The sequence below is a fragment of the Limnochordia bacterium genome (assembly GCA_023230925.1).
In the GTDB taxonomy this organism is placed as follows: Bacteria; Bacillota; Limnochordia; order DUMW01; family DUMW01; genus JALNWK01.
On the sequence record JALNWK010000010.1, the window covers coordinates 1 to 23,582 of the forward strand.

The 23,582-nt window shown below is 49.0% G+C and carries 19 protein-coding genes and 1 other RNA gene; 14 read left to right on the top strand and 6 right to left on the bottom strand.

What is annotated here, in order from left to right; genetic code table 11:
- The first annotated feature begins 311 nt into the window (after positions 1–311).
- From M0Q40_03375 to secG, 7 genes are all read left to right on the top strand, one after another.
- Positions 312–1,328 carry a hypothetical protein gene (locus M0Q40_03375; GenBank protein ID MCK9221658.1) on the top strand — a complete coding sequence of 339 codons (1,017 nt, stop codon included), beginning with the start codon at positions 312–314 and terminating at the stop codon, positions 1,326–1,328.
- Between the two features lie 58 nt (positions 1,329–1,386).
- Positions 1,387–2,391, top strand: a complete 1,005-nt coding sequence (gene gap, locus M0Q40_03380; protein ID MCK9221659.1) for a type I glyceraldehyde-3-phosphate dehydrogenase — start codon at positions 1,387–1,389, stop codon at positions 2,389–2,391.
- Positions 2,392–2,449: 58 nt separating this feature from the next.
- A complete protein-coding gene (locus M0Q40_03385; protein MCK9221660.1) occupies positions 2,450–3,634 on the top strand; it encodes a phosphoglycerate kinase in 1,185 nt (394 codons plus the stop codon).
- A gap of 66 nt (positions 3,635–3,700) precedes the next feature.
- On the top strand, positions 3,701–4,468 hold the full coding sequence (gene tpiA, locus M0Q40_03390) for a triose-phosphate isomerase (protein MCK9221661.1): 768 nt from the start codon (positions 3,701–3,703) through the stop codon (positions 4,466–4,468).
- 23 nt (positions 4,469–4,491) lie between these two features.
- Entirely contained in the window at positions 4,492–6,033 is a 1,542-nt protein-coding gene (gpmI, locus tag M0Q40_03395) for a 2,3-bisphosphoglycerate-independent phosphoglycerate mutase (protein ID MCK9221662.1), read from the top strand.
- Complete coding sequence (gene eno, locus M0Q40_03400) at positions 6,030–7,313, top strand: phosphopyruvate hydratase (GenBank protein ID MCK9221663.1); 1,284 nt, start codon at positions 6,030–6,032, stop codon at positions 7,311–7,313. Before gpmI ends, eno begins: the two co-directional genes overlap by 4 nt.
- 87 nt (positions 7,314–7,400) lie before the next feature.
- A complete protein-coding gene (gene secG, locus M0Q40_03405) occupies positions 7,401–7,619 on the top strand; it encodes a preprotein translocase subunit SecG (GenBank protein MCK9221664.1) in 219 nt (72 codons plus the stop codon).
- Here the strand turns inward: secG and M0Q40_03410 are convergent.
- From M0Q40_03410 to smpB, 3 genes are all read right to left on the bottom strand, one after another.
- Entirely contained in the window at positions 7,616–8,800 is a 1,185-nt protein-coding gene (locus M0Q40_03410; GenBank protein MCK9221665.1) for an MFS transporter, read from the bottom strand. The two genes, secG and M0Q40_03410, sit on opposite strands and share 4 nt — an antisense overlap.
- Positions 8,801–8,873: 73 nt before the next feature.
- Positions 8,874–9,225, bottom strand: a transfer-messenger RNA (tmRNA) gene (gene ssrA, locus M0Q40_03415).
- Positions 9,226–9,231: 6 nt separating this feature from the next.
- A complete protein-coding gene (smpB, locus tag M0Q40_03420; GenBank protein MCK9221666.1) occupies positions 9,232–9,702 on the bottom strand; it encodes an SsrA-binding protein SmpB in 471 nt (156 codons plus the stop codon).
- 329 nt (positions 9,703–10,031) lie between these two features.
- Between smpB and M0Q40_03425 the strand changes: the two genes are divergently transcribed.
- Genes M0Q40_03425 through M0Q40_03435 form a run of 3 tightly spaced genes read left to right on the top strand, consistent with a single transcriptional unit; the run spans position 10,032 to position 13,146 of the window.
- Complete coding sequence (locus tag M0Q40_03425; protein MCK9221667.1) at positions 10,032–10,976, top strand: ABC transporter ATP-binding protein; 945 nt, start codon at positions 10,032–10,034, stop codon at positions 10,974–10,976.
- Positions 10,973–11,803: an ABC transporter permease gene (locus M0Q40_03430; GenBank protein ID MCK9221668.1), complete on the top strand. Its 831-nt coding sequence runs from the start codon at positions 10,973–10,975 to the stop codon at positions 11,801–11,803. Before M0Q40_03425 ends, M0Q40_03430 begins: the two co-directional genes overlap by 4 nt.
- Complete coding sequence (locus tag M0Q40_03435) at positions 11,800–13,146, top strand: hypothetical protein (GenBank protein ID MCK9221669.1); 1,347 nt, start codon at positions 11,800–11,802, stop codon at positions 13,144–13,146. The genes M0Q40_03430 and M0Q40_03435 overlap by 4 nt, the downstream gene beginning before the upstream one ends.
- 69 nt (positions 13,147–13,215) lie before the next feature.
- Here M0Q40_03435 and nadE read toward each other — a convergent pair whose 3' ends face one another.
- Complete coding sequence (gene nadE, locus M0Q40_03440; GenBank protein MCK9221670.1) at positions 13,216–13,977, bottom strand: NAD(+) synthase; 762 nt, start codon at positions 13,975–13,977, stop codon at positions 13,216–13,218.
- A 654-nt stretch (positions 13,978–14,631) separates the two neighbouring features.
- Between nadE and M0Q40_03445 the strand changes: the two genes are divergently transcribed.
- Complete coding sequence (locus M0Q40_03445) at positions 14,632–16,170, top strand: coenzyme F420-0:L-glutamate ligase (protein MCK9221671.1); 1,539 nt, start codon at positions 14,632–14,634, stop codon at positions 16,168–16,170.
- Positions 16,171–16,376: 206 nt separating this feature from the next.
- Here the strand turns inward: M0Q40_03445 and M0Q40_03450 are convergent, their stop codons facing one another.
- Entirely contained in the window at positions 16,377–18,017 is a 1,641-nt protein-coding gene (locus M0Q40_03450; protein ID MCK9221672.1) for a putative manganese-dependent inorganic diphosphatase, read from the bottom strand.
- Positions 18,018–18,142: 125 nt separating this feature from the next.
- Positions 18,143–19,765 (bottom strand): hypothetical protein, encoded by a 1,623-nt coding sequence (locus tag M0Q40_03455; protein ID MCK9221673.1) that lies wholly within the window; start codon positions 19,763–19,765, stop codon positions 18,143–18,145.
- A 343-nt stretch (positions 19,766–20,108) separates the two neighbouring features.
- On the opposite strand from M0Q40_03455, the gene M0Q40_03460 reads away from it, so the two are divergent.
- The 3 genes from M0Q40_03460 to murI all read left to right on the top strand — a co-directional run bounded on the left by M0Q40_03460 (position 20,109) and on the right by murI (position 23,578).
- Positions 20,109–22,061 carry an N-acetylmuramoyl-L-alanine amidase gene (locus M0Q40_03460; protein MCK9221674.1) on the top strand — a complete coding sequence of 651 codons (1,953 nt, stop codon included), beginning with the start codon at positions 20,109–20,111 and terminating at the stop codon, positions 22,059–22,061.
- Positions 22,062–22,075: 14 nt separating this feature from the next.
- Complete coding sequence (locus M0Q40_03465) at positions 22,076–22,591, top strand: GerMN domain-containing protein (GenBank protein ID MCK9221675.1); 516 nt, start codon at positions 22,076–22,078, stop codon at positions 22,589–22,591.
- A 183-nt stretch (positions 22,592–22,774) separates the two neighbouring features.
- Positions 22,775–23,578 (top strand): glutamate racemase, encoded by an 804-nt coding sequence (gene murI / locus M0Q40_03470; protein MCK9221676.1) that lies wholly within the window; start codon positions 22,775–22,777, stop codon positions 23,576–23,578.
- Positions 23,579–23,582: the final 4 nt, after the last annotated feature.

Here is a 23,582-nt window from a genome sequence, read left to right on the forward strand (position 1 = left end):
GACTTCGTCTGGTGGATTGTCGAACCTGTTCAACAGACTCAATGAAGGTACCACTTTCTAGCACGTAAGGAACCGAGCCGACTTGGAGATGGAGCCTCTACCCGCTAATCGTTGACTCACTCGGGATCGCTTTGGACCTAGACAAATAAACTCACCTCGGGTATAATTTACCTTGACGGCTAAATGTCCCGGGTGTGGGACAATTTTGGGCCGTAGCGGGGCGTGCTTTATCCCGGAGCTTTGTCCAGGGGGGAATGTTGCAGTAGATACCGAACGTATTTGCTGCCTAGTTTATGGAGAAAGTAGAAGTGATGCAAACCGTTGTACCCGAAAGCAGGGAGTTGATAGAACGAAGGTACATTATCCTTCGGAATATCTACTTTTCTCAGCCGGTAGGACGACGTGCCCTCGCTGCGAAATTGGATTTTAGTGAGCGGACCATTCGCCGGGAGGTAGAGGTTTTAAGACAACAGGGGCTTGTCGAACCGGACCCATTAGGGATGCGGTTAACTTCTGAAGGCGAGCTCATCCTAGCAAGGCTCACCGACTTTTTGCATGATCTTTTGGGATTGGGAGAGTTGGAGAGAAGCGTTGAAAAACTGCTTAACCTAAAGGAAGTCCTAGTTGTTCCCGGCGATTCCGATCGTGATGAGACGATTAAGAAGGAAATCGCCAAGGCTACGGTGCAGTTTCTGCTCAAACGTCTTGAGGGCGGGCAGGTTCTGGTAGTCACTGGTGGGACAACCTTGGCGGAAGTGGCACGATACCTACCGCCTCTGCAGGATAAGAAGGAAGTAGTTGTCGTACCCGGGCGGGGGGGACTTGGAGAGAACGTAGAGCTGCAGGCCAATACCATAGCTGCTGCCTTTGCCAACCACTTAGGAGGTACCTACCGACTGCTTCATGTACCCGATGATCTTGATCAAGAGGTACTTTCCACGATTTGCAATGAGCCTAAGGTAAGAGAGATCGTGGACTTAATCCGTTCTGCGGATATGGTTCTCCATGGGATCGGTACTGCCCAGGAGATGGCTAGAAGACGAGCCTTGAGTATGGAGCAAAGAAAGAAGCTGTTTGACAGCGGTGCGGTGGGGGAAGCCTTCGGTTATTATTTCAATGAAGAAGGCCAGATTGTTCATTCGGTTACCAGTGCTGGTTTACATTTTCATGACCTTGCCAACATTGGTCTTGTGGTAGCCGTCGGCGGAGGGCATACTAAAGCTGATGCTGTAGTATCCGTGCTTGCCCATGGTTATCAGGATGTACTTATTACAGACGAAGGAGCTGCCCGACAGATTCACGCCAGACTAACTGGTGGAAAGGGCTGATCCTATATACCCAAGGGGTTTGGGGTTGTTACTTAATCAACAGGAAGGAGAGAGTATGATGGCAATTAAGATTGCGATTAATGGATTTGGTCGGATTGGACGGAATGTACTAAGAGGTGCGTTCAAGGATCCCGATTTGGAGTTTGTGGCGATCAATGATCTGACTGATGCTAAGACCCTTGCGCATCTACTCAAGTATGACTCAGTACATGGTATCTTTGATGCCGAAGTTTCCGCAACCGACAACGCGATCGTCGTTGACGGGAAAGAGATCAAGATTTTCTCTGAAAAGAATCCCGCAGTCTTGCCTTGGAAGGAATTAGGTGTGGATGTTGTTGTAGAGTCCACTGGTGTATTTCGGAAGAGGGATCAAGCACAATGGCACCTCGATGCTGGGGCCAAGAAAGTAATCATTACCGCTCCGGCGAAAAACGAGGATATCACGATCGTCATGGGTGTAAACGAAGCACAATATGACCCGGCTAATCATCACGTGGTTTCCAATGCTTCTTGTACCACCAACTGTCTAGCTCCTGTAGCTAAGGTTGTCCATGAGAACTTCGGAATCAAACGGGGCTTTATGACCACCGTTCACTCCTATACCAATGACCAGCAGATCCTGGATTTACCTCATAAGGATCTACGAAGGGCCCGAGCTGCAGCGATGAGCATTATCCCCACAACCACGGGTGCAGCGGTGGCTGTTGGCCTAGTACTGCCAGAGTTGAAGGGTAAATTGGACGGTTTTGCCATGCGGGTTCCGACCCCCGATGTATCCATTGTGGATCTTACCTGTGAACTAGAGAAGACAGCTACTGCAGAGGAGATCAACGCTGCGTTGAAGAAAGCAGCTGATGGTCCCTTGGCCGGTGTCTTGGGCTATACCGAGGATCCCTTGGTCTCCATGGATTACAAGGGAAACAGCAATTCAGCTATTGTCGATGGTCAGCTCACCAATACTTTGGGTGGCAACTTTGTCAAGGTTGTTGCTTGGTATGATAACGAGTGGGCATATTCCCTACGCGTCGCTGACCTAGCGAAGTTCATGGCCAAAAAGGCGTAAGTGTTTGTGCATGGACCGGGTAGCGTCTACCCGGTCATTTCTTGCGGAGGTGATTGCTGTGCAGAAGATGAGCGTCCGGGATATTGATGTGAAGAATAAAACGGTCCTTGTGCGGGTGGATTTTAACGTACCGATGCAGGATGGGCAGATTACCGATGATAACCGCATTCAAGCTGCCTTGCCTACCATTACTTACCTGATCGAACAGGGAGCCAAGGTTGTATTGTGTTCCCATCTCGGTCGGCCGAAGGGCAAAGTGGTTTCTGAGCTCCGTCTGGATCCAGTTGCTAAAAGGCTAAGCGAGCTTTTGAACCAGGAAGTCACCAAGGTTGATGACTGTGTTGGCCCAGTTGTGGAGGAAGTTGTGGCGAAAATGGAGGCGAAGGATGTCGTTCTTTTGGAGAACCTTCGTTTCCACGGGGAAGAAGAGAAAAATGCCGCCGCCTTTGCCCAACAGTTGGCCAGCATTGCGGATATCTATGTGAATGATGCCTTTGGGGCCGCCCATCGGGCGCATGCCTCCACCGAAGGGGTAGCAAAACATATTCCGGGGGTAGCCGGTTTCCTGATGGAAAAGGAAATCTCCGTGATGGGTAAGGCCCTAGAAAACCCTGAGCGGCCCTTTGTAGCCATTTTAGGTGGGGCGAAGGTAAAGGATAAGATTGGTGTTATCCAAAACCTATTGTCTAAGGTAGATTCCTTACTCATTGGTGGCGGTATGGCCTATACCTTCCTCAAGGCCCAAGGCTTGGAGATTGGTAATTCTTTGTTGGATGAAGACGGTTTAGGACTTGCCAAGGAACTGATGGATCTGGCGGAAAAGAAGGGGGTCAACATGTTTTTGCCTGTTGATGTGGTGGTAGCTCAGGAGTTTGCCCCTGATAGCCCCCATAAGACCGTCGATGTTAAGGAGATTCCTGCGGACTGGATGGGCCTAGATATTGGGCCAAAGACCAGAGCCCAGTTTGCTAGAGTGATTAAGCGAGCAAAGACAGTGGTTTGGAATGGTCCCATGGGGGTATTCGAGATGGATGCCTTTGCTAAGGGGACCTTTGAAGTAGCCCAGGCCTTAGCAGATGCTGATGCTGTAACGATTATCGGTGGAGGGGATTCCGCAGCCGCGGTGGAAAAGGCGGGGTTGGCGGAGAAGATTACTCATGTGTCCACCGGTGGAGGTGCTTCCCTAGAGTTCTTGGAGGGGAAAGCGCTGCCTGGTGTTGAGGCGCTAAAGGATCGCCAGTAATTCCTAACCCTCCACCCTTTAGGTGGAGGGTCGTAGAACTACGTTAGGTGGGGGGGAAGCCAACTGATGCGGCAACCGATTATTGCAGGGAACTGGAAAATGAACGGTACCATCGAAGAAGCCGAGCAACTAAGTAAGAAAGTAGCTGAATTGACGGCTACATACGATAACGTTGAAGTGGTCGTAATTCCGGTTTTTACGGCTTTATCGAAGGTTTATGATATGATCAAGGACACTAATGTGAAACTTGGCGCCCAGAACCTATTCTGGGAGGAAAAAGGCGCCTATACCGGTGAGATATCTCCAACAATGCTTCTTGATGTTGGGTGTGAGTACGTGGTGGTCGGTCACTCGGAGCGGCGGCAGTACTTTCATGAAACCGATCAGGATGTAAATACAAAGGTAAAGGCTGCGCTAAAATATGGTCTAAAACCCATTATGTGTGTCGGGGAGACCTTAGAACAAAGAGAGCAAGACCTAACAGAGCAAGTGGTTATTGGTCAATTGCAGGCTGGCCTGCGGGATGTGTCAGGGGAGCAGCTCGCAAATATTGTGATTGCCTATGAGCCAGTTTGGGCCATTGGTACAGGAAAGACGGCCACCTCAGAGGAAGCCAATCGAGTCATTGGCATCATCCGGGATACTGTTGCCAAACTGTACGACGGAAAAGTGGCCGATGCTATTCGTATTCAGTACGGTGGTAGCGTTAAAGCTAACAATGCCGAGGAGATCATGCAGCAGCCCGAGATTGATGGATGTTTGGTGGGCGGAGCGAGTTTGGATGCAACTGCCTTTATGACCATTGTGGCCGCAGGAGCAAAGTCGGTGTGTTAATGCAAGGGAGGAAGACAGTGGGTATGAGACCTGTTGCGCTGGTGATCCTGGATGGATGGGGTTACAGCGAGGAGACACATGGTAATGCGGTGGCACAAGGCCATACGCCGAATCTTGATCAGTATTGGAATACTTACCCCCATTCATTTCTTTCGGCCTCGGGTCCCTCCGTTGGTCTTATGGAAGGACAGATGGGGGATTCTAATGTTGGTCACCTCAATATTGGTGCAGGGCGGATTGTCTACCAGCACGTTGAAAGAATTAATGTTGCGATTAGGGACGGCTCGTTTTTTGCCAACGATGCCCTTCTTGGGGCCATCAAACATGCCAAAGACAACGATGGGGCACTACATCTGATGGGGTTGGTGTCCCCAGGTGGTGTGCACAGCCACAGTAATCATTTGTATGCCTTGCTGAAAATGGCAAAGGATGCGGGACTTTCCCAAGTTTTTGTCCACTGCTTTCTTGATGGGCGAGATGTACCACCAAAGAGTGCCTTGGAGTATGTCAAGGGACTAGAAGAGCAAATGAGGGAAATAGGGGTGGGACGTATCGCTACTGTTTCCGGTCGGTACTATGCGATGGACCGGGATAATCGTTGGGAGCGCCTAAACCTAGCCTATGATGCTATGGTCCTTGGGAAAGGACGGATGGCCGAGGATCCTGTGCAAGCTGTTTTAGATGCCTACGATGCCGATGAAACCGACGAGTTTGTCCTGCCTACAGTCATTGGTCAGGAGGGAAAGCCCACTGCTGTGATTGAGGACAATGATGCGGTTATCTTCTTCAACTTTCGAAGTGATCGGGCTAGGCAGTTAACTTACTCCTTTGTCCGGGAGGATTTCCAAGGGTTTCAAAGAGAAAAGTGGCCTAAGGTTCACTTTACTTCCTTTACGCAGTATGCGGAGGATTTGGAGATTCCCTTTGCTTTTATGCCCGATGAGCCAGAGACTACTCTAGGGAAGGTCGTCAGTGACGCAGGTCTTACCCAACTGCGGATCGCTGAGACAGAGAAATATGCCCATGTTACCTTCTTTTTCAACGGGGGTCAGGAAGTGGAGTTCCCGGGGGAGCGAAGACGCTTGATTCCCTCTCCGAAGGTGGCCACCTATGATCTGCAGCCAGAGATGAGTGCACCAAAGGTAACCGAGGCAGTTCTTGAAGAGATCCAAAAGGGTGTTGACCTTATTGTCCTAAATTATGCTAACCTGGACATGGTGGGGCATACCGGTGTAATGGAAGCTGCCCTTAAGGCGGTGGCCGCGGTGGATGAATGCTTAGGCAAAGTTGTCCAGGCGGTACAAGATGCCGGTGGATGTCTACTAGTGATTGCCGATCATGGAAATGCGGAGCAAATGGTGGATCCGGATACCGGTAAACCTCATACAGCCCATACCAGTAATCCTGTACCAGCCATACTAATCTGTGATAAACTAAAGGATAAGGTACAAATGCGTTCTGGAATACTGGCCGATGTGGCTCCTACCATTTTGGAATTGCTAAACATAGATCAGCCCATTATTATGAAGGGCGAATCTTTGATTACAAAGGAGGCAAAACAATGACCATTATTGATGGTGTAATCGCAAGACAGATTCTGGATTCAAGGGGTAACCCCACCGTGGAAGTAGAAGTCTATCTGGCCGATGGTAGCATGGGTCGTGCCGCGGTTCCCTCGGGAGCATCCACTGGTGCCTTTGAAGCTGTTGAGCTAAGAGATGGGGATAAGGATCATTATCTCGGTAAAGGCGTACTTAAGGCAGTCAACAATGTCAATGAGAAGATCGCTGAGGAACTGATCGGGTGGGACGCTGTTGATCAGGTGGGTATCGACACCTTTTTGTGCGAACTAGACGGTACGGATAATAAGGGCAAACTTGGCGCCAATGCGATCTTGGGTGTTTCCATGGCGGTGGCTAAAGCTGCGGCTAACTCCCTAGGCTTACCCTTGTACCGCTATTTGGGCGGTGTAAACGGCAAGGTGCTTCCTGTGCCGATGATGAACATTCTCAACGGTGGGGAACATGCAGATAACAACGTGGATATCCAGGAGTTCATGGTGATGCCCGTGGGAGCCAAGCGGTTCTCCGAAGCTCTGCGTATGGGTGCCGAGGTTTTTCACAGCCTTAGAAGCGTCCTGAAGGAGAAGGGCTTGAATACGGCCGTTGGTGATGAAGGCGGCTTTGCTCCTAATCTGAAATCCAACGAGGAAGCCATTGAAGTTATTCTCGAAGCCATTGAACGGGCCGGCTATGCGCCCGGTGAAGATGTAATGATTGCTCTGGATGTGGCCTCAACGGAGATGTTTGCCAATGGTAAGTACCACTTTGAAGGAGAAGGTGTGACTAGGACTCCTGATGAGATGATTGCCTTTTACGAGTCCTTGGTCAGCAAGTATCCGATTATCTCGATTGAAGACCCCTTGAGTGAAGAAGAGTGGGATAGCTGGGGCAAGGCCACTGCCTCTTTGGGTAAGAAGCTACAGATTGTGGGCGACGATTTGTTTGTAACCAATACCAAGCGTCTATCCCGAGGTATTGAATTAGGTGTAGGTAACTCAATTTTGGTGAAGGTTAACCAAATCGGGACGATTACCGAGACCCTTGATGCTGTGGAAATGGCCAAACGGGCTGGCTATACGGCGGTTATTTCCCATCGGTCCGGGGAGACAGAGGATGTTACCATTGCAGATATTGCTGTAGCTACCAATGCCGGTCAAATTAAGACTGGTGCACCTAGCCGGACGGATCGAGTTGCCAAGTATAACCAGCTGCTGCGCATTGAAGAGGAGCTAGGGGATACAGCCGAGTATTTGGGCAAGGATGCATTTTACAATCTTCGGTAGTATGACAGATGACAAGCACAGGATGTCAAACATCTTGTGCTTGTTTCCTAAGGTGTGGTACAATAGGCTCTAGCGGAGGTGGTTTTTGTGGCAACGGTGCTTTCTGTATTACAGTGGTTGATTTCCCTAAGCCTAATTGTGGTTGTCCTTTTGCAGCCAAGTGCTGGAGAGGGTCTCGGCTCGATTGGTGGGGGTGCTCAACTTTTCTCCAGGAAGAAAGGTTCCATAGAAATATTGGAGAAGGCAACGAAGGTATTAGCGGTTTGTTTTATGGGGTTATCTGTGGTTATGGCGATTTTTCTTTAACCCTTCAGGTCGGCAGGCGGGCGGTGGCCCGCTTTTTTTGATCTTGGAAGCTTGAGGCTAATTGCAAATACCAAAACCAGGATCACACAAGTTGTTCCCATTCCCTTAACCATTCCTGCATGGTCTGAAATCGCTCCAATACCAGCGGGAATAACCATGCCGCCTAAGGAGGCGCTGGTAATCAAAAGGCCGGAGACTGTGCCTATGGATTGTGGGAACAGATCGCTTCCCATGGCGATTGCTGTGGGAAATAAGCCGGCTAAGAAAAATCCGGTTAGCATGAACCCGATGGTAATTAGAGGTAATGCTTGGCCGAACACAGCCATACCTAAAAACACAGCGGCTCCTCCGGTACACAGCAAGATTGTCCCTCTATACCCAAGGCTAGAAGATAAGCGACTGCAGGTTAACCGGCCAGCGGATAACCCAAGATTATATAAGGAGAGAACCAAGGAAGCGGCTAAGGGAGTAAAGGTAAAGGTAGCCGACAGATACTGATTAAGCCATCCCACAATGCCATGTCCCACCCCTGTATAGGCAAACATGGTGATAGCTAAAAGCCAAAAGGCAATATTTCCGCCAATGGCGCGGACCACGCTTGGATCTAGTTTCCTGCTTGTGGAGGAGTCTGCCTGCGGATAGATGAGGCAACAAGATGATATGCAGTAAAGGAGCGCACAGGCGGCGATGATGAAAAACAACGCCCGCCAATTGGTGCTCATGGATAGGTAGATACCTGCAATCAGGGATCCAAGACAGGAACCAATTCCGAAAAAGGCGTGTAATCTGTTTAAGGCATAGCCCCGGTTTTCGGGATACAGGTCTGCAATCAGGGCATTAACCGCGATGTCTAAAAGGCCGTAGCTTAGGCCCGTGGTAAAGATGAAGAACAGATGACTGAGCCAGGTCTTTGCCAATCCATATCCGGCTAAACTCAAGGACAGAAGCATGGAACCAAAGACAATTAGCGGCTTACGACCGTAGATATCCGAGATGGAGCCGCCAAACAACACCGCAATGAGTCGTCCCACTGACATCAGCGTAAACACCGTTCCGGCCGTTAACAATGAAATTTCGTAGTCTGCAATTACAAAGGGCAAAGTCGGCCCGATGATGTTCATTAGTATTCCCAGAAGCAACAAGGCCAAATGTGCATTCCGAGTTAGCATGTGTTGTTCCATAGATAAGTCTCGCTTCTTATTCAATGTTAGCAAAAAAGCAAGGCTGAGACTGCCTTGCTTTAAATTCAAAGTTTGGTGGAGGTGAGCGGAATTGCACCGCTGTCCACAAGCAAAGCCACACCGGTCTCTACGAGCATAGCCCTTATTTTGAATTCGCTCCCAGCAACTCGTAAGGGCCCGATCTGCTGTAAGCTAGCCTTTTAGGATTCCCTCTGCCTTAAAGGCTTTTGGCCGAGGTAGCCTGCATAAGATGACACCCACTCTTGCATCCTGCAGGCGTGATGCAAGGGGGCGTGGCTACTTAAGCAGCCAGTGCGTAGTCTGCGTTATTGGCAGTTATTGTTTGTTCCCGCTGTTTAACGAGGCACGGGACCTCGACTCGCTACCGATGTTCCTTCTACCTGTGTCGAGTCTAATACACCCCCAGGAAATTATGCTTGCTGTTTTTCCTTTAGTGCCCTTGAAATCTGACGCTGGGCGTCTCTTTTCGCGATGTCTTCTCGCTTATCGAAGCTTCGCTTTCCCTTAGCTAAGGCCAGCTCTATCTTAACCAAACCTCGGCTAAAATACAAGCGAAGAGGCACTAAAGTATAACCCTTTTGCTTTGTCTGACCAATAAGCCGATTAATCTCACGCTTGTGCAACAACAGCTTACGCTTACGTTTTGGCTCATGATTAAATCGGTTTCCTTGATCATAGGTACTTATGTGACAATTATACAGGAAAACCTCGCCGGTTTCAACTCCGGCATAGCTGTCTTTTAAATTTGCCCGACCAAGTCTTAAGGACTTGACCTCGGTTCCGGTAAGCACAATACCAGCCTCGAAGGTTTCCTCTATATGGTAATCATGTCGGGCTTTGCGGTTTTCCGAAATGACCTTAATCCCTTCTGATTTCGCCAAACGGATCACATCCTACTATTTGCAGCTTCTATGCATATTATATGCGGAAGACAGACTAGAAGCAAATAGAGATATCACAAGACGCCGATGCTCTTTCGCATAGCTTTTATTTATGTTGGTTAAGCCCTCCCCTGGAGACCCTCTTGGTGCAATACTGTCAATAGTTTGCACGCTTTAGCTTAGTTGCAAAGATGGGTCAACTTTGATATACTGTTTTCATGTATTAGTGGGTACTGACAGGCCTATTTGGCACGCGTGCACGAAGGACAAAGGTCGAAAGGCTAGATTTACTAATGATCAAATATATATCTGGGGGAGGTAATTGCTGCATGATTCGTACCGAGAACCTGACCAAGCGGTATGATGCTCTAACCGCGGTCAAGGACTTGAACATTCACGTACAGAAGGGCGAGATCTACGGATTTCTCGGACCCAACGGTGCGGGGAAGACAACCACGATTATGATGATCCTAGGTTTGCTTCCGCCCACCTACGGAAAATGCTGGTTATTTGGTGAACAGATCAAGGATAACTACTTTGGCGTTAAGCTGCGGATGGGTGTACTAGCAGAATTCCATTATTTGTATGAAGAAATGACCGCGTACGAATACCTAAACTTCTTTGCCCGGTTATACCAAGTGCCAAATCCTGAAAAGAAGGTACAAGAGGTCCTGTCCCGGGTCAACCTATGGGATCGGCGCTCGGCATTTCTTGGAGGCTACTCCAAGGGAATGAAGCAAAAACTGAGTTTTGCCCGGGTGCTTTTGCACGATCCAGAGCTTCTGATTCTAGATGAGCCAGTTAACAGTCTTGACCCTTACGGTATCAAGGAAATCCGTGACATCATCACGGAGGAAAAAGAGCGGGGTGTAACGGTTCTGTTGTCCAGTCATATCCTTTCCGAAGTTGAGCGGACTTGTGATCGGGTGGGCATTATGAACAAGGGAAGGCTATTAATTGAGGATTCAATGGATCAGGTGAAGCGGCGGATTGCCGAAGAACGGGAGATCGTCGTTGAATTGGCCACTGTTACCGATGAGTTAGTACAAGCTGTGCAAGAGATGGATGTAGTCCTTAGTGTCGAGACAGAGGGCAACTACCTAGTGATTAAGGTTAAGCCTGAGATTGACGGAAGGGCAGAGATCGCCCAAGCTATTGCCAGCAAACAGGGTCTTGTTTTAGGCATGCAGGTTAAGGAAATAAGCCTGGAAGATGCCTTTGTGACGATTACCGAAAAGAACCTTTCCATGTTGACAAAGGAGGGAGCAGCATGAGTACAATGTCGCGTCGGTTCCATGCCGCTAAGCTGATTAGTACCAGGGAATGGAAGGACACGTGGTACAAGCCAGGGATATACTTCGTCATGGCTCTATCCCTTGTTATTGCGGCTTTTGTACTAAAGAGCTCTCTATCAGGAGTGGCCGATATTAAGGCAACGGTCATCGCAAGTCCACTGACCCTTGCTCTGTTTTTCGCGGTCGCCTTAGGGACAACCTATCTGGCCCTTTGCTCTGCCATGGCTATTGCCAGAGAAAGGGAAACAGGAACCCTAGAGGTGCTGTTTTATGGTCCTGTGGATAGTGTTTCCTATGTTTTTGGCAGATTCATCGAACAAATCATGACCTTCGTGACCATGTTGGTATTTTTCGCAGTGTACTTTGTTATCGCTGGGAGTTTCACTAACATTGGGTTTTCCGTCACCTTCCTACTCATGCTAATCTTTTCAGTGTTTGTGGCGGGTGCGATGGTTTCCTTTGGTATTTTTATCTCTTCACTCATCGGGCGGATCCGTTCGTCCATCATTGTTTTTCTAGCATTAGTCATTTTCTTTCTAGGGTTTTCCTTAGGCTATAATGTACTTGTTAACATTCCAGGTGACCAACTGACGATGACCCAGACCTATTTGCGGGTAATCCTTCAGGCAGTCAATACTGTTTTGGCCTGGGTATCACCTTTTGCCTATCTGCAAAGAGGATTTGATGCCGCTGCGTTGCATGAGGTAAGTAATTACCTAGTAAGTATCGGTCAGACCCTGGTCTATAGTCTTGTGCTTCTAGTTGCGTCCATTGTTTGTTTTAACAAGAGGGGGGTAAAACGATGAGTAAAAACACCTTACTAATTGCTTTGCTGACAAGTATTGTTCTAGCAGCGATTTGTGTTCCCGCAGGTGCCGTACCCCCAACCAAGGAATGGCAGATGTGTTATGGGATTAGCGCTTGGACTGGCATGACATTAGAAGGCACCATTGCTCCACGCCAGGCAGATACGATCTATCTGATCGCAGACCATAACAATATTATTCACACCGCTGAAACAGAGGTTTATTATTGGCCGATCACCGGTGAATACAAGGCCAACTGGATGGAGTACCGGGAAGTTGTTGATGGTACCCTTGAGATCTACCAGGGAGGTAAATTGTATGAAACCCTGGAAAAAAGGGATTACACCACGTATTACACTGAGTCCTATGGCCAGGGGCAGGTGCACCTGGCCTTTGATGAAGAGGCCACTATTAAGTATCAGGAATACCAAACGGCCATGGACAACTACTGGAATGCTGTGCGGCAGTTTTACGATGATAAGGCAGCTTGGGATGCGTTGATGACAGAAATGCTTAAGGAAGTACAGGAGACGGGGATTCCCAAAAAACCAGAGGAGATTCCCGAACCACCAGTACAGCCCGAGATGCCCAAGTTCTATGTGTATAAGCCACAGGCTGCCTTTGTGTTAAACCTGCCCCCGGGTGAGTACAAAATCCGTATGCTAGATACCGAAGGACAGGAAGTAGCCGATAGCGCACGGAAACTAGTAGTCTACTCCCATCGACGGACGGGCCTTGGGTACCAAATGAGGCCGGACAGCCGTTGGAATCAGTTCCTACTGTCCAATGACATTAGTCAAGTGATCTATGTTAAAGATGAGACGGCCTTTTATATGCTGCCCTTTGAAAGCAAGGAATACGATCGGTTCTACTATATTAGGATGCTCTCCTTGCACAGTCCCTTAGCTGGACAGGGAACTAAAGGGATGGGGCTTTGGGTACAGCTTGAGGAAATGCCAGGTCTAACTCTCCAGGTGCTTCATGATGGTAAGGTCGTCCAGGAGATCTCGAAAAAACCCTACTATGTGGAGCAGACATCGGGATACGCCCTAGGCTACAACGTGGTTGAATTTGACCCAGAAGCTGAAGGAATGACAGGTAGAACTGCCACCTTTGAAGGTTACAAGTTGGACCTTACGGATAACCAAGGAACTTGGCAGCTGCGGTTTGTAGATGCCAATGGCGATGTGGTACCGGGAAGTGTTCGGGAACTGCGGTGGATCCAAGATGATGACCTCTGGGTGATCTTTGTTGTGGCCCTGATACCGTTGCTTGTGGGATTAGTTGTGATGTGGCGGCGTAAAATGGTGGTTAAGCACGCCAAGACTAAAGTTGCCGCCTAGACCAATGGAGTAGTATTAGAAGGGTCGGTCTCCCAGCAGGTAATGGGATCCGACCCTTTTTTCTCTCGGTCATGATTTGATATACGGTAGGGGAAACTCGGGCATCATCGGGAAGGCTCGCTTATGCTCAGTCCTTGTCTGCAGATCGATGATTGTCCTTACTGTATCTTGGGAGCCATCACCATCGCGTAGGTAGCTGTCCAGTTCCTCATAAGTGACTCCCATCTCGTCCTCATCGGTTTGTCCTGGCCAGAATCCGGCGGAGGGTGGTTTTTGGATAATCATGCTTGGCACCTGGAGATACTCTGCTAACTGTCGAACCTCCGCTTTGACCAATTGAGCAATGGGCAGCAAGTCAACGCCAGAGTCACCGTGTTTGGTGAAATATCCTGTCATCAGTTCACTTTTGTTTGTAGCACCGACTACAAGATAGTTATATGCCGCGGCAAAATAATACAGCGTGTTCATGCGCAACCTTGACTTAATATTGCCCAAAGCTACGTCTAGCTGAGTCCCTTTGGTCTCGGCAGCTTCTTCTAGGGTATGGGCAAGAAGGTCATAGACTGGTGTCAGATCAACTGTCTTGGTCTTTATCTGAAATTGACGGGCTAATTCCAGAGCATGTTCCGCATCTTCCCCTTGACTGTGACACGGCATAATCAGTCCAAGGGTATCCATGGGAAAGGCTCTTTTGGCCAAGACGGCCATTACTGCGGAGTCTAAACCCCCGCTCAATCCGAGCACAACGCCCTTGGCCTTCGCGCCGCCAACCTTCTCTTGAAGCCATTGGACCACTAAGTCCGCGTATTTTGCCTCATCAATTGTTTTCATTGTAAGACACTCCTGATTCATATTATGTCCTAAGAAATTGTAGCACTTGCTGGTATTCAGTGTCAATCACCAGCAAGGGTGGTCTCTATAGAATATTGGCTACAGCGCTACGTTCTTTCCGGGGTACAGATTTCAGAGAGTTGCGGTTCTGATGCTATTTGAACGTCCACACTGGGACAAACCAGAGCCATCGCGTCGATTATACTCAAGTAGAAACATCCTCAGTTACCAGTTTGTAGAGCATTTTTGGTTGCGTGCTACGTTTTCCTTCTACGTGTTTGCTTGTTCGAGTTCCAGGGGCTTCGGCAAAGGCATAGGTTCCAGTGACGCATTCAAAGGTCTTAGTGTAAGCAGGACTAGGTCTACGAGCAATGCCAATCGTACAATGAACTGCTTGTGTGAAGTACCGTACATCGAAGGGCAAAAATCATGAAGACGCGTCGGTAAGTTGTCATCCCTCAACTAGGTTAGACCATTTCTAGCCAAAAAACGAGAACGCAAGGTTAATGGCACTCTACCGACCTACAGAAGGTTTCTCTAATGCATTCTCGGAAATCGTTAATCTCACTTGGTTGAGTGAGTGGGTTGCAATTCATGCCAAGTCGTGAAATAATAGAGTTTGTTATAAGCCCTTCTGAAGGGAGAAATGACTAGGTGAGCTTCACATTACCAAAAAATGCAGGTGTAGTGGTATTAGGATTGAAAACGGGACTGATCATGCCTACTGACGATATCGTGGAGATTGCCGTCGATGCGGTCAAAGATACCGTAGAGGACAAGGACATTGTCTGCGTTACTGAGTCGGTGGTTGCTCGTTCCCAAAACCGGTATGTCACTTGCGATGAGCTAGTGGAGGACTTAAGGGAGAAGATGCCGATTGAAGAGACGGGCACCCTTGCCATTATTAGCCCTATTGTGAGTCGGAATCGGTTTGCCTTGATTTTAGAGGCTGTTGCCAGAGCAGTGAATAATGGTAGGGTTTTGGTGCAGCTAAGTGTCCCCTTCGACGAAGTTGGTAATCAAGTGATGGATGAGGAATTTGCAAACAGCCGTCTTCGTCTAAAACGGGTGTTGGGTAGTCTTCAAGAGGTCCGGGGAAACACCCCCCAGATGAACGTTTTGATTCGGGAAATTATTGCTGCATTGAAGTTTCAGGAGATCGGATACACAGTGGTGGCGATTCGCAAGATCACTGGCAAGGGTGTGGCTGACATTACCCTTGAGTCTCCCGATGGGCGGCGGATGGTGGCGGAAGTCACATTCGAGGATCTGGCGGGTACAGCAGATAAAGCGATTGGCATCATGCAAGATACCGGTGCCGAAGCTGCGTTAGCTGTAGCAGTGGACCTACAGGCTAGGGAGATTGCCATTGTCGATTCCGAGGAGTTTCTAGCAGGCAAGGTCCAACCCCAGGTATATTCCTATGCCGATCGGCTAACTTTGTACAATGCGGATGATCTGATTACCCTGGAGGAAATCGGCGAAAGACTGTTTCCGCACCCGATTACTGGCATTGACTATGCCCGTATGTATGCGGAGATTATTGAAAAAGAAGGCGCCAAGTGTGAGATAATCTATACCGAGAACCCCCTTACCGTATTCAACTTTGGGAACATTGATGGGATTATCATTGGAGCAGTACACGAGCGGGAATCGCTTAAGAATCTGTTTCATTCCTTTGGCACCAAGACGCCAATGCTAACCTTACAGGATTTTGGCCCCAAGCCATGGGGGGTTATCGGCTCTAATGTATCAGATTTGGAGAAGGGAATCCTAAAGTTACTTCCAGATAATGCCGACGACGTATGCGATGCCATTGTTAAGCGCGTTAAGGAAGTGACGGGTAAGCATATTGAGGTGTTGGTGTTTGGTGATGGTGCGTACAAGGATCCTGATACAGGCATCTACGAACTTGCGGATCCATATCCGGCCATTGGGTGCAGTGAAGGGCTTCGACATGCTTCCCTCCGTCAGGGTGCAAAACTAAAACTACTAGTTGAGACCATGTTTCGCGAGGGACATTCCCGAGAAGAGATCGCTGAGCTACTGAATAATACCGAGAGTTCCCAAAGCAGTCTAGGTACGACCCCAAGGCGGATCACTAGCATTATTGCGACTATTGCCGATCTTGCAGCAGGCTCCGCAGATGCAGGTACTCCCATTGTGTTAGTAAAGAACTTTGGATTTAAGTAAGAATCGTAGTATATAAAGACTTATCCGGAAGGCAATTCAGATTCCCCTATGGGAGTATGAGTTGCCTTTTTAGATTTCAAGCTGTTAGTTGAAAACTACAGCAATAAGTCATGTCAGGCGAAATAGGTCCGAGAGTCTTGGTGGGCTTGTGATCTCCCCCGATGGGTACGTTACCTAGGTACTAATTGCTTGGGTAACGTGAACTGCTAGTCTTGTTCCCGGATAGCCTTGATTACCGCAGGAACCACTTGTCTTTTCCGGGACATCACCTCTGGCAGGGTGAAGGAGGTGGCTCCGTGGGGCGCCTTAAAGGCTCTCTTTGCCAATGTAGGATCTTTGGCTACCCACAGCATCTCAGTTGCCCGGTTGAGCACATTGGTGAGCATTAAAGCCACAAGTGCGTACCCGGCATCGTCCATCAGGTGCTTCATTGCTCTTAGTAAATCCTTTTTCAAAGCATCCACCGATTGGCCGTAGATCATGGTCTGGCCAATGCCTACTTTAGATTTCCCCACGGTAAACTCCTTAAAGTCTGATCTTAGAATCTCTTGGGGGTCGATCTGCTCAATATCTGAGGCAGCTTGAAGCAGCCTGTGGGCTAAGGAGTCTAGCTCAATCCCTGCGATTTGGGCCAAGTAGTGGGCCTCATGTTCATCTTGAGAGGTGGACGTGGGAGATCTAAAGGCTAGGGTATCCGATAAAATCGCCCCGCACATGAGTCCGGCCAATTGGGGTCTTAGCTGTATATGCTGCTCCCGAGACAATTGGCTAATAATGGTTGCGGTGGCTCCCCAAGGCCGGTTTACAAATAGAATGGGCTGATCTGTCTCCACGGCACTAATGCGGTGGTGATCGATTACCTCCAGAATCCTTGCCTGCTCTATTCCATCTATGGACTGGTTTTTCTCATTGTGATCTACAAGGATGAATTGTTTTGCCGATCGGTCGGCAAGATGATTACGTCCGATGACTCCGATGGGACGATTGTGCTCGTCCAAGACAGGGTATAGCTTGAAGGGGTGTTCCTTCATCTCATCACTGACTTCCCGCAACAGATCATCGGTATTTACGGTCCTAATATTACTGCTGGTCATGACTTGATCCACCGGTACAGCCTGCCACAGTAGGCTGGTACAACTGAAGGTGTCCAAGGGCACACGGAGTAGGGTTGTTCCTTGTTTAGCCGCAAGTTCCACTACCTGGGGAGCAACGTCTGCATCACCGGTGACAACAAGGACACCTACCCCCTGTTTGATAGCTGCCATCTGCAACCTAGTCCTATCTCCTATAAGAAAGAGGTTGTCTGCAGAAACTTGGGCTTGGGACGTATCACCAACCACCACGGAGCCTGCAAAATAGTCGGCTCCTTGCACAAGGATCTCCCCCATCAGTACTTCAGCAAGATTGGCAATGGGGCATGTGTAACGGGAATCGTCTATTGATGCTTTAAACTGGGCCTTGGCAATATCTCCGATGGTAACAACCCCTGCTAGAGTTTCCGCATCGTCAACGACGCATGCTGTTACTGCCCGCTCCTTCTGCATCTGTGTCCATACCTCAAGGAGAGTGGCGTCTTTGGGAAGGAGCATTGGTGGATCGAAGGAGGCATCCTTAACCTGAGGGTGGGCGTGGGGCAGAAACAGTGGTGGTGCAAAGCCAAACTCCTCCAATACGAAGGCGGTCTCCCTGTTGATCGGTCCAATCCTGGCGGGAACAGCAAGGTAACCTGGGGATTGGGCGTTTTTTACCGTTGCATAGGCAATGCTAGAGACGATGGAATCACAATCGGGATTTCTATGTCCAATGACATACACCGTGGATTGACTAAGAGGCATTTTTTGATTCATCCTGACCCATCCTTGTAGAGTAGTCCTTAAAGTCTATTCTACCCAATGGGGATGATTCTGTATAGGTTGCACTTATCGTGAAAAGGAAAAGGCCCCGGTTGATCCGGGGCCCGGTAGGATCTAAACTAAAATGCGATACTCTTCCAAGCTCTAAGGTTGAGACCTTGTGCAACGTCGTCCTTGTGCAGTAGGTCATCCTGGTTCCAAGGGGTACCGTTCTCAGCATCATACCAGTAGTAGGTGCCCTGGAAGTGAATGGAGTTTGGCGCGGTGTATTTTACTTTAGCTGCAAGCTTGGAATCCATGTTATCTTCGTTGAAGGCCAAGACGCTCCGCCCGGTAATATCCAAGTTCATGCCAAAAAGCTCCTGGGATGTGGTGGCTGTCAGCATAGACTTGTTGCCTGCAGGATTGTCCAGGTCCATCAACGTATACCCATCAAGGGCGATCGGTGCAAAGTTGTCAGGATCAACCACTGTATTTGCGGCAACCTTGACCTGCTTCTTGGTAATATCCTGTGCTTCATGGTTGTAATCTACCCATAGTTCTGGGGTAAGATTGATGTCCGCAAATCTGACATTCTTCACCTTGACGTGGTTTTCAATAGCCTTGTTTCCAGGCTTGTACGCTACGGAAAGCTCAGGTTGGATGCTCTGGTCGCCAATTTCAATGGCCCGGGCTAGTTCCGTGATATACTCATCGGAAACATTAGCATTGGAGTTGAACTTGACCGTCTGTGCAATGCTGGTGTTGAAGAGCTCCGCACCGGCCCGAAGGGCAGTGGTGCTATCCCCGGCAAACCCGTAAACCTCATCGGCAAACCGCTGGTCATGACTGGCACTTAGGCTCACCGGTACATTCCTAAGATCAAGGGCGCTGTTAGCCGATACACGAACACCGGTCTTATTATCCTTAAGCCACTTAATGGTGCTGTCGTTTAGCTTCTGGTAAGGAGCATTCCAGACGTAGTTGCCGTTCTCGTCACGGGGAACCTCACGATACCAGACCTCGACACTGGAGTTGCCTTTCTGTGAAGGAGTGATAATTCCCTTTACATCAGCGATGGCCTGTGTCCTATCATCGATATCCCGGGCTAATTCCCCGGCAACCTGTAGGTTCTCGGTGATGAAGCTTCCGGCTACGTGCATAGAACGATCTTTGGTCTGGGCATCTTGATCCTTCTCCACATAGACTCCGGTTAGCTTTTGGCCGAGGAGGTCAGTTGTTACCTGCAGTCCCTTGGATTGACCTGCTTCGTTAAAGACGATAAACCCGTCGACGTCTAGTTCTGTCGGTCCAGCATTGATTCTGGAACCTTCGATCCGCAGACCAGGTTGATCGGCCCCAACGGTACCTACCCATTTGGAATATGCAATGTCTAGGGCATTTCCAAAGTGGGTGGTTACCTCTGCCGAGCCCTTCCGGTAGGCACCTGGGATGACCAGTTTGGCTTTAGTTACTGCTGGTTTCCAGTTTAGTTGCCCATTTGACCCGGCAGGGAAGGGATAGGTGAGTTCATTGGCGTTGTTGATTTCAACAAATACGCCATTTTTTCCATTCTCAGCACCGGTGAAGTTCAGCTTCAGAGTGCTTGATGGAGTTAGTTGACCCTCTTGTGCATTTAGGTCTTTGGTGTAATCCAACGACATATCCAGCTTGCCATTGAAGTTTAGTGTTCCGGCGATTGCTGGTACAGCCAAAAGAGCCACCATTGCTGTTGCTAGTACTATTGAAACTAGCTTTTTCATGACTTGAGTCCTCCTTGGTAGAAATGGTCTTCTGTATCTTCTCCCGCGGAAGGTGGCTTGAGCTGTCTTGTTGAAGTGTCCAGGTTTCCTTCCCCAAGGCCCAAGGCTCCTTCTAGGTGAAGACAACCCATGGGTATTTACCCATGTGCGATCATGATTCGAGATAATTACAGAAAATCCTCTAGAATTGTGAATAGTGATTTTTGCCAATGCACTAAAGTCTCTATCTACCCCCCTGGATCTTGCAGGAAGGAGGAGCACCTGTGGAGAATGTAAAAGATCGAAGGAATGTTTCGAATTTGACAGGATTTCCTCGATCACCTGAGAATTTGGAGAGTATTCCATGTTACGTGACCTGCGGATTAGCCGAAAACTAGCCTTGAGTTTTGTCGTCCTTTTGTTTCTGATGGTATGTCCTGCGTCTGCTCAAAATACCATTGAGTTGATCGGGGTTACCAGTGGCGAGGCTGACGGTGTCTGCTATGTCGAACTGACTATGACCCAGTCTGCAGAATATAATGCTTTTATGCTTACTGCACCGGAACGTTTAGTTGTAGATTTGGAGGACGTGGTGGTTCCCGATGCACCAAAGCAAGTGATGGTAGAAAACGGGATCGTCAAAGGAGCTCGAGTTGGTCAGTATACCACGGAAAAGGCTCGGGTAGTGATTGATCTAGATTGTTTGGTGGGCTATACCGTACAAAGCAGGAGTGAAGGCGACAACCAGATCCTAAGGATTACTTTTAGTGATAGTGAAGGGTTTGTGCAGAATGTCACCGGGGCCTTGTTTGACCGAGAATCGTCCAATGCCCGGGTAGCCGTTGCTACAACGGGTCAAGTATCTACGCGCATCAGTAGTCTAAAGGATCCCCTCCGTTTGGTAATCGACCTTGAGCCGGCGGTTTTAGTCACTCCTTTCCAGCAGCTGGAAATTGGGGATGAGGCGGTACGGGGGCTGCGGTTAAGCCAATACACCCAGGATGTGGTGAGGATTGTCTTGGATTTGGCATATCCCCTTGCCGCGGTGGCTAGGGAATGGGATGCCGCAACAGGGATCCTCCCTATTGATCTTTACTACCGGCTAGCATCCCTGGATATGAGTGTGAACGAGCATGGTGTCGAAGTCATTGCCAGCTGCAGTGGACCAATGGAGCCAAGTAGTCACCTGCTCAAAGAACCGGCGAGGTTCTTTGTGGACGTGCCAGGGACTGTCCCCATGCCAGGCTTGGAAAGTAGCTTTAATCCCTGCCCTCCGATTACCGGCGTTCGGATTGCCGAACACTTGCCGGGGCAGACGAGGTTAGTGTTTGACCTGGACTACCCGATACTGCCCGCGGTGACAAGGCCTGATGCATCTACCCTTAGTATGGTTTTCCCCACGCGGCCTGTTGCGGGTAAAACCGTCACAATTGATCCTGGACATGGGGGGTATGCACCTGGGGCCATTGGTCCTTCGGGAGCGTACGAAAAAGATGTGGTACTGGCCATATCTCAGATACTAGAGCAGATGCTAACAACCAGCGGTGCTAACGTTATCCTTACCCGGGCAAGCGACATCAACCCAACCTGGGCAGCCCGTATACAATCTGCCCAGCAGGATCAAACCGATTTGTTTATCAGTATCCATGCCAATGGCGCCATCCGTCAACAGGCCGAAGGGACTGAAACCTTCTACCAAACCGGACGGGATGATGGCAGAAAGCTAGCTATGGCCGTGCATAGTGAACTGGTTAAAACCATTAACCGGATAGATCGGGGAGTAAAGGCCCGGGGAGACTTACTCGTATTAAGGCAGGCGGAGGTTCCTGCCATTTTGGTCGAAGTTGCTTTTATTACCCATCCTGAAGAGGAGAAACTACTTAAGGATCCTGACTTTCAAAAACAGGCTGCCCTTGGAATCTTTCTGGGTATAAATCAGTACTTTGGAGGACAGCGGGGGATCACCTATGATCATACATGGCTGCCGGAGTTGGAGCCAATGCAGAAAGAAGAGACCTCGCAGATCTTGGACGTCAAGTTAGAGGCGAAGGGACCAAGCAGTCAGTGGTTACGGGATGAACTATTGGTTCTGCCAGAGGTGGAGTTGCTCTGGCGAGCCAGTAAGCTTCCGCCAAAACAGCTGGAGCGGAACTTCTTTATCTTAGGACCACTGGGAATTCCCGCGGTGGGGCTGCACCCTGAAAGCAATGTAGCTGAAGCAGGAAGTTCTGGCCTTGCAGGAACTAGGATAGCCAAAACAGCGGAAAGAGGACAGACTGCCTTTGAACGAGACTATTTATTGTACATGATTGACTAGGAGGCGCCGTATCGATGAAACGGTTTATCATACTTGCTGTGGGCACACTTTGTATTATCTTGGCTATCTGGGGTATCTTTAGACTGGTGGGGCCCAAGGAGATAAATATCGTGTTGTACTTTGCATCTCTTGATGGTCAGCATCTTGTTCCGGTGGAGACAAAGGTACCTGCAGTGGATTTGGGGCAAATTGTTGCTCTTCTTCTGGCAGGACCACAAGAGGCAGACGTTTCAGCGACTTTTCCCCAGGGGCTCAGTCAGCCTAAGGTTACCTTGCATGATGGTCTAGTTTATGTAGATTTCCAGGGAGACTTACTCGTCGGTGGCCTTGGTGGTACCTCCGGAGAAACACTGGCTGTATACTCTTTGGTAAATACGCTGACACAGTTTGCTGAGGTGGAAGCCGTGCAGATACTAATTGAAGGCCAGCCGGTTGATTCCCTCTTTGGCCATCTGGATACAAGTGGACCCTTCGTTGCCGATCCGAGTCTTGTGGTGGGGTATGATTCCACCAAAAACAGGATAGACTAGCGGAAAGTCCCACAGGAATACACAGTTGCCTTTAGGGTGCATCCTTCCCGAAAAAGGTATTACAATGGACTTCGATTGGAAATTGTGCTACGGTAGACTCCGTGGGGTCTACCGGGTTTTTTGGTAACCTCCGATGGAGCAGGGAATACTATAATTGTGGGTCTTAGGTGCAGGGGTGGGTTCATGGCAAACCGAATTGGTGTGTATGATTCTGGATTAGGCGGACTGACGGTAGTCAGTAAACTTCGAGAGTATTTACCAGATTGCTCAATTACCTATTTCGCAGATACGGCACGGCTTCCCTATGGGGACAAAACCCCAGAGGAGATTAATGTATATGCTTGGCAGATCATCTCGTTTTTGCAGTCACAACAGGCAGATTTGATTGTGGTGGCATGCAATACATCATCAGCCCTAGCCTTGGACAACATGAGAAGGATATTTCAGATACCCTTAGTTGGTGTGATCTCCTTTGGAGTAAGAGCAGCGGTTCGGGTCAGTAAATCAGGCAAGATTGGTTTAATTGCCACCACCGCAACGGTTAACAGTAAAGCCTATGAGCGTGAGGCGGCAGACCAGAGCGATAGTGTAATTTACAGTCAGCCTTGTCCTTTGCTGGTTCCCCTAGTGGAAGCCGGACGTACGGGAACCAAGGAAAGCCTCGATGCCCTAAAGGCTTATGTTACACCATTGGTCTCTCAAAGAATTGATACTCTCATCTTAGGGTGTACCCATTATCCATTTCTTGTGCCTGAACTAGAGAGTTTTCTCCCGAAGGGCATTCAGATTATTGATCCGGCAGAGGAGACAGCCTTAGAGGTACAAAGACAGATTGGTGACTGTCCGGGACCTAGAGTTGATTATTACTTTTGTAGTGGTAATCCTGAGGAGTTTAGAAATAGAGCAAAGGGTCTAGGGTATGAGCTCGAAGTAGTTAAGGCTGTTGATATGGACCAGTTGTATCCAAGATCATCTTTTGAAGGGTGATTAC

Excerpts from the sequence above, each read along its gene's own strand:
- M0Q40_03375 (MCK9221658.1), top strand. The coding sequence starts at position 312 with ATGCAAACCGTTGTACCCGAAAGCAGGGAGTTGATAGAACGAAGGTAC.
- gap (MCK9221659.1), top strand. The coding sequence starts at position 1,387 with ATGGCAATTAAGATTGCGATTAATGGATTTGGTCGGATTGGACGGAAT.
- tpiA (MCK9221661.1), top strand. The coding sequence starts at position 3,701 with ATGCGGCAACCGATTATTGCAGGGAACTGGAAAATGAACGGTACCATC.
- gpmI (MCK9221662.1), top strand. The coding sequence starts at position 4,492 with ATGAGACCTGTTGCGCTGGTGATCCTGGATGGATGGGGTTACAGCGAG.
- eno (MCK9221663.1), top strand. The coding sequence starts at position 6,030 with ATGACCATTATTGATGGTGTAATCGCAAGACAGATTCTGGATTCAAGG.
- M0Q40_03410 (MCK9221665.1), bottom strand. The coding sequence starts at position 8,800 with ATGGAACAACACATGCTAACTCGGAATGCACATTTGGCCTTGTTGCTT.
- M0Q40_03425 (MCK9221667.1), top strand. The coding sequence starts at position 10,032 with ATGATTCGTACCGAGAACCTGACCAAGCGGTATGATGCTCTAACCGCG.
- M0Q40_03430 (MCK9221668.1), top strand. The coding sequence starts at position 10,973 with ATGAGTACAATGTCGCGTCGGTTCCATGCCGCTAAGCTGATTAGTACC.
- M0Q40_03435 (MCK9221669.1), top strand. The coding sequence starts at position 11,800 with ATGAGTAAAAACACCTTACTAATTGCTTTGCTGACAAGTATTGTTCTA.
- nadE (MCK9221670.1), bottom strand. The coding sequence starts at position 13,977 with ATGAAAACAATTGATGAGGCAAAATACGCGGACTTAGTGGTCCAATGG.
- M0Q40_03450 (MCK9221672.1), bottom strand. The coding sequence starts at position 18,017 with ATGAATCAAAAAATGCCTCTTAGTCAATCCACGGTGTATGTCATTGGA.
- M0Q40_03455 (MCK9221673.1), bottom strand. The coding sequence starts at position 19,765 with ATGAAAAAGCTAGTTTCAATAGTACTAGCAACAGCAATGGTGGCTCTT.
- M0Q40_03460 (MCK9221674.1), top strand. The coding sequence starts at position 20,109 with ATGTTACGTGACCTGCGGATTAGCCGAAAACTAGCCTTGAGTTTTGTC.
- M0Q40_03465 (MCK9221675.1), top strand. The coding sequence starts at position 22,076 with ATGAAACGGTTTATCATACTTGCTGTGGGCACACTTTGTATTATCTTG.
- murI (MCK9221676.1), top strand. The coding sequence starts at position 22,775 with ATGGCAAACCGAATTGGTGTGTATGATTCTGGATTAGGCGGACTGACG.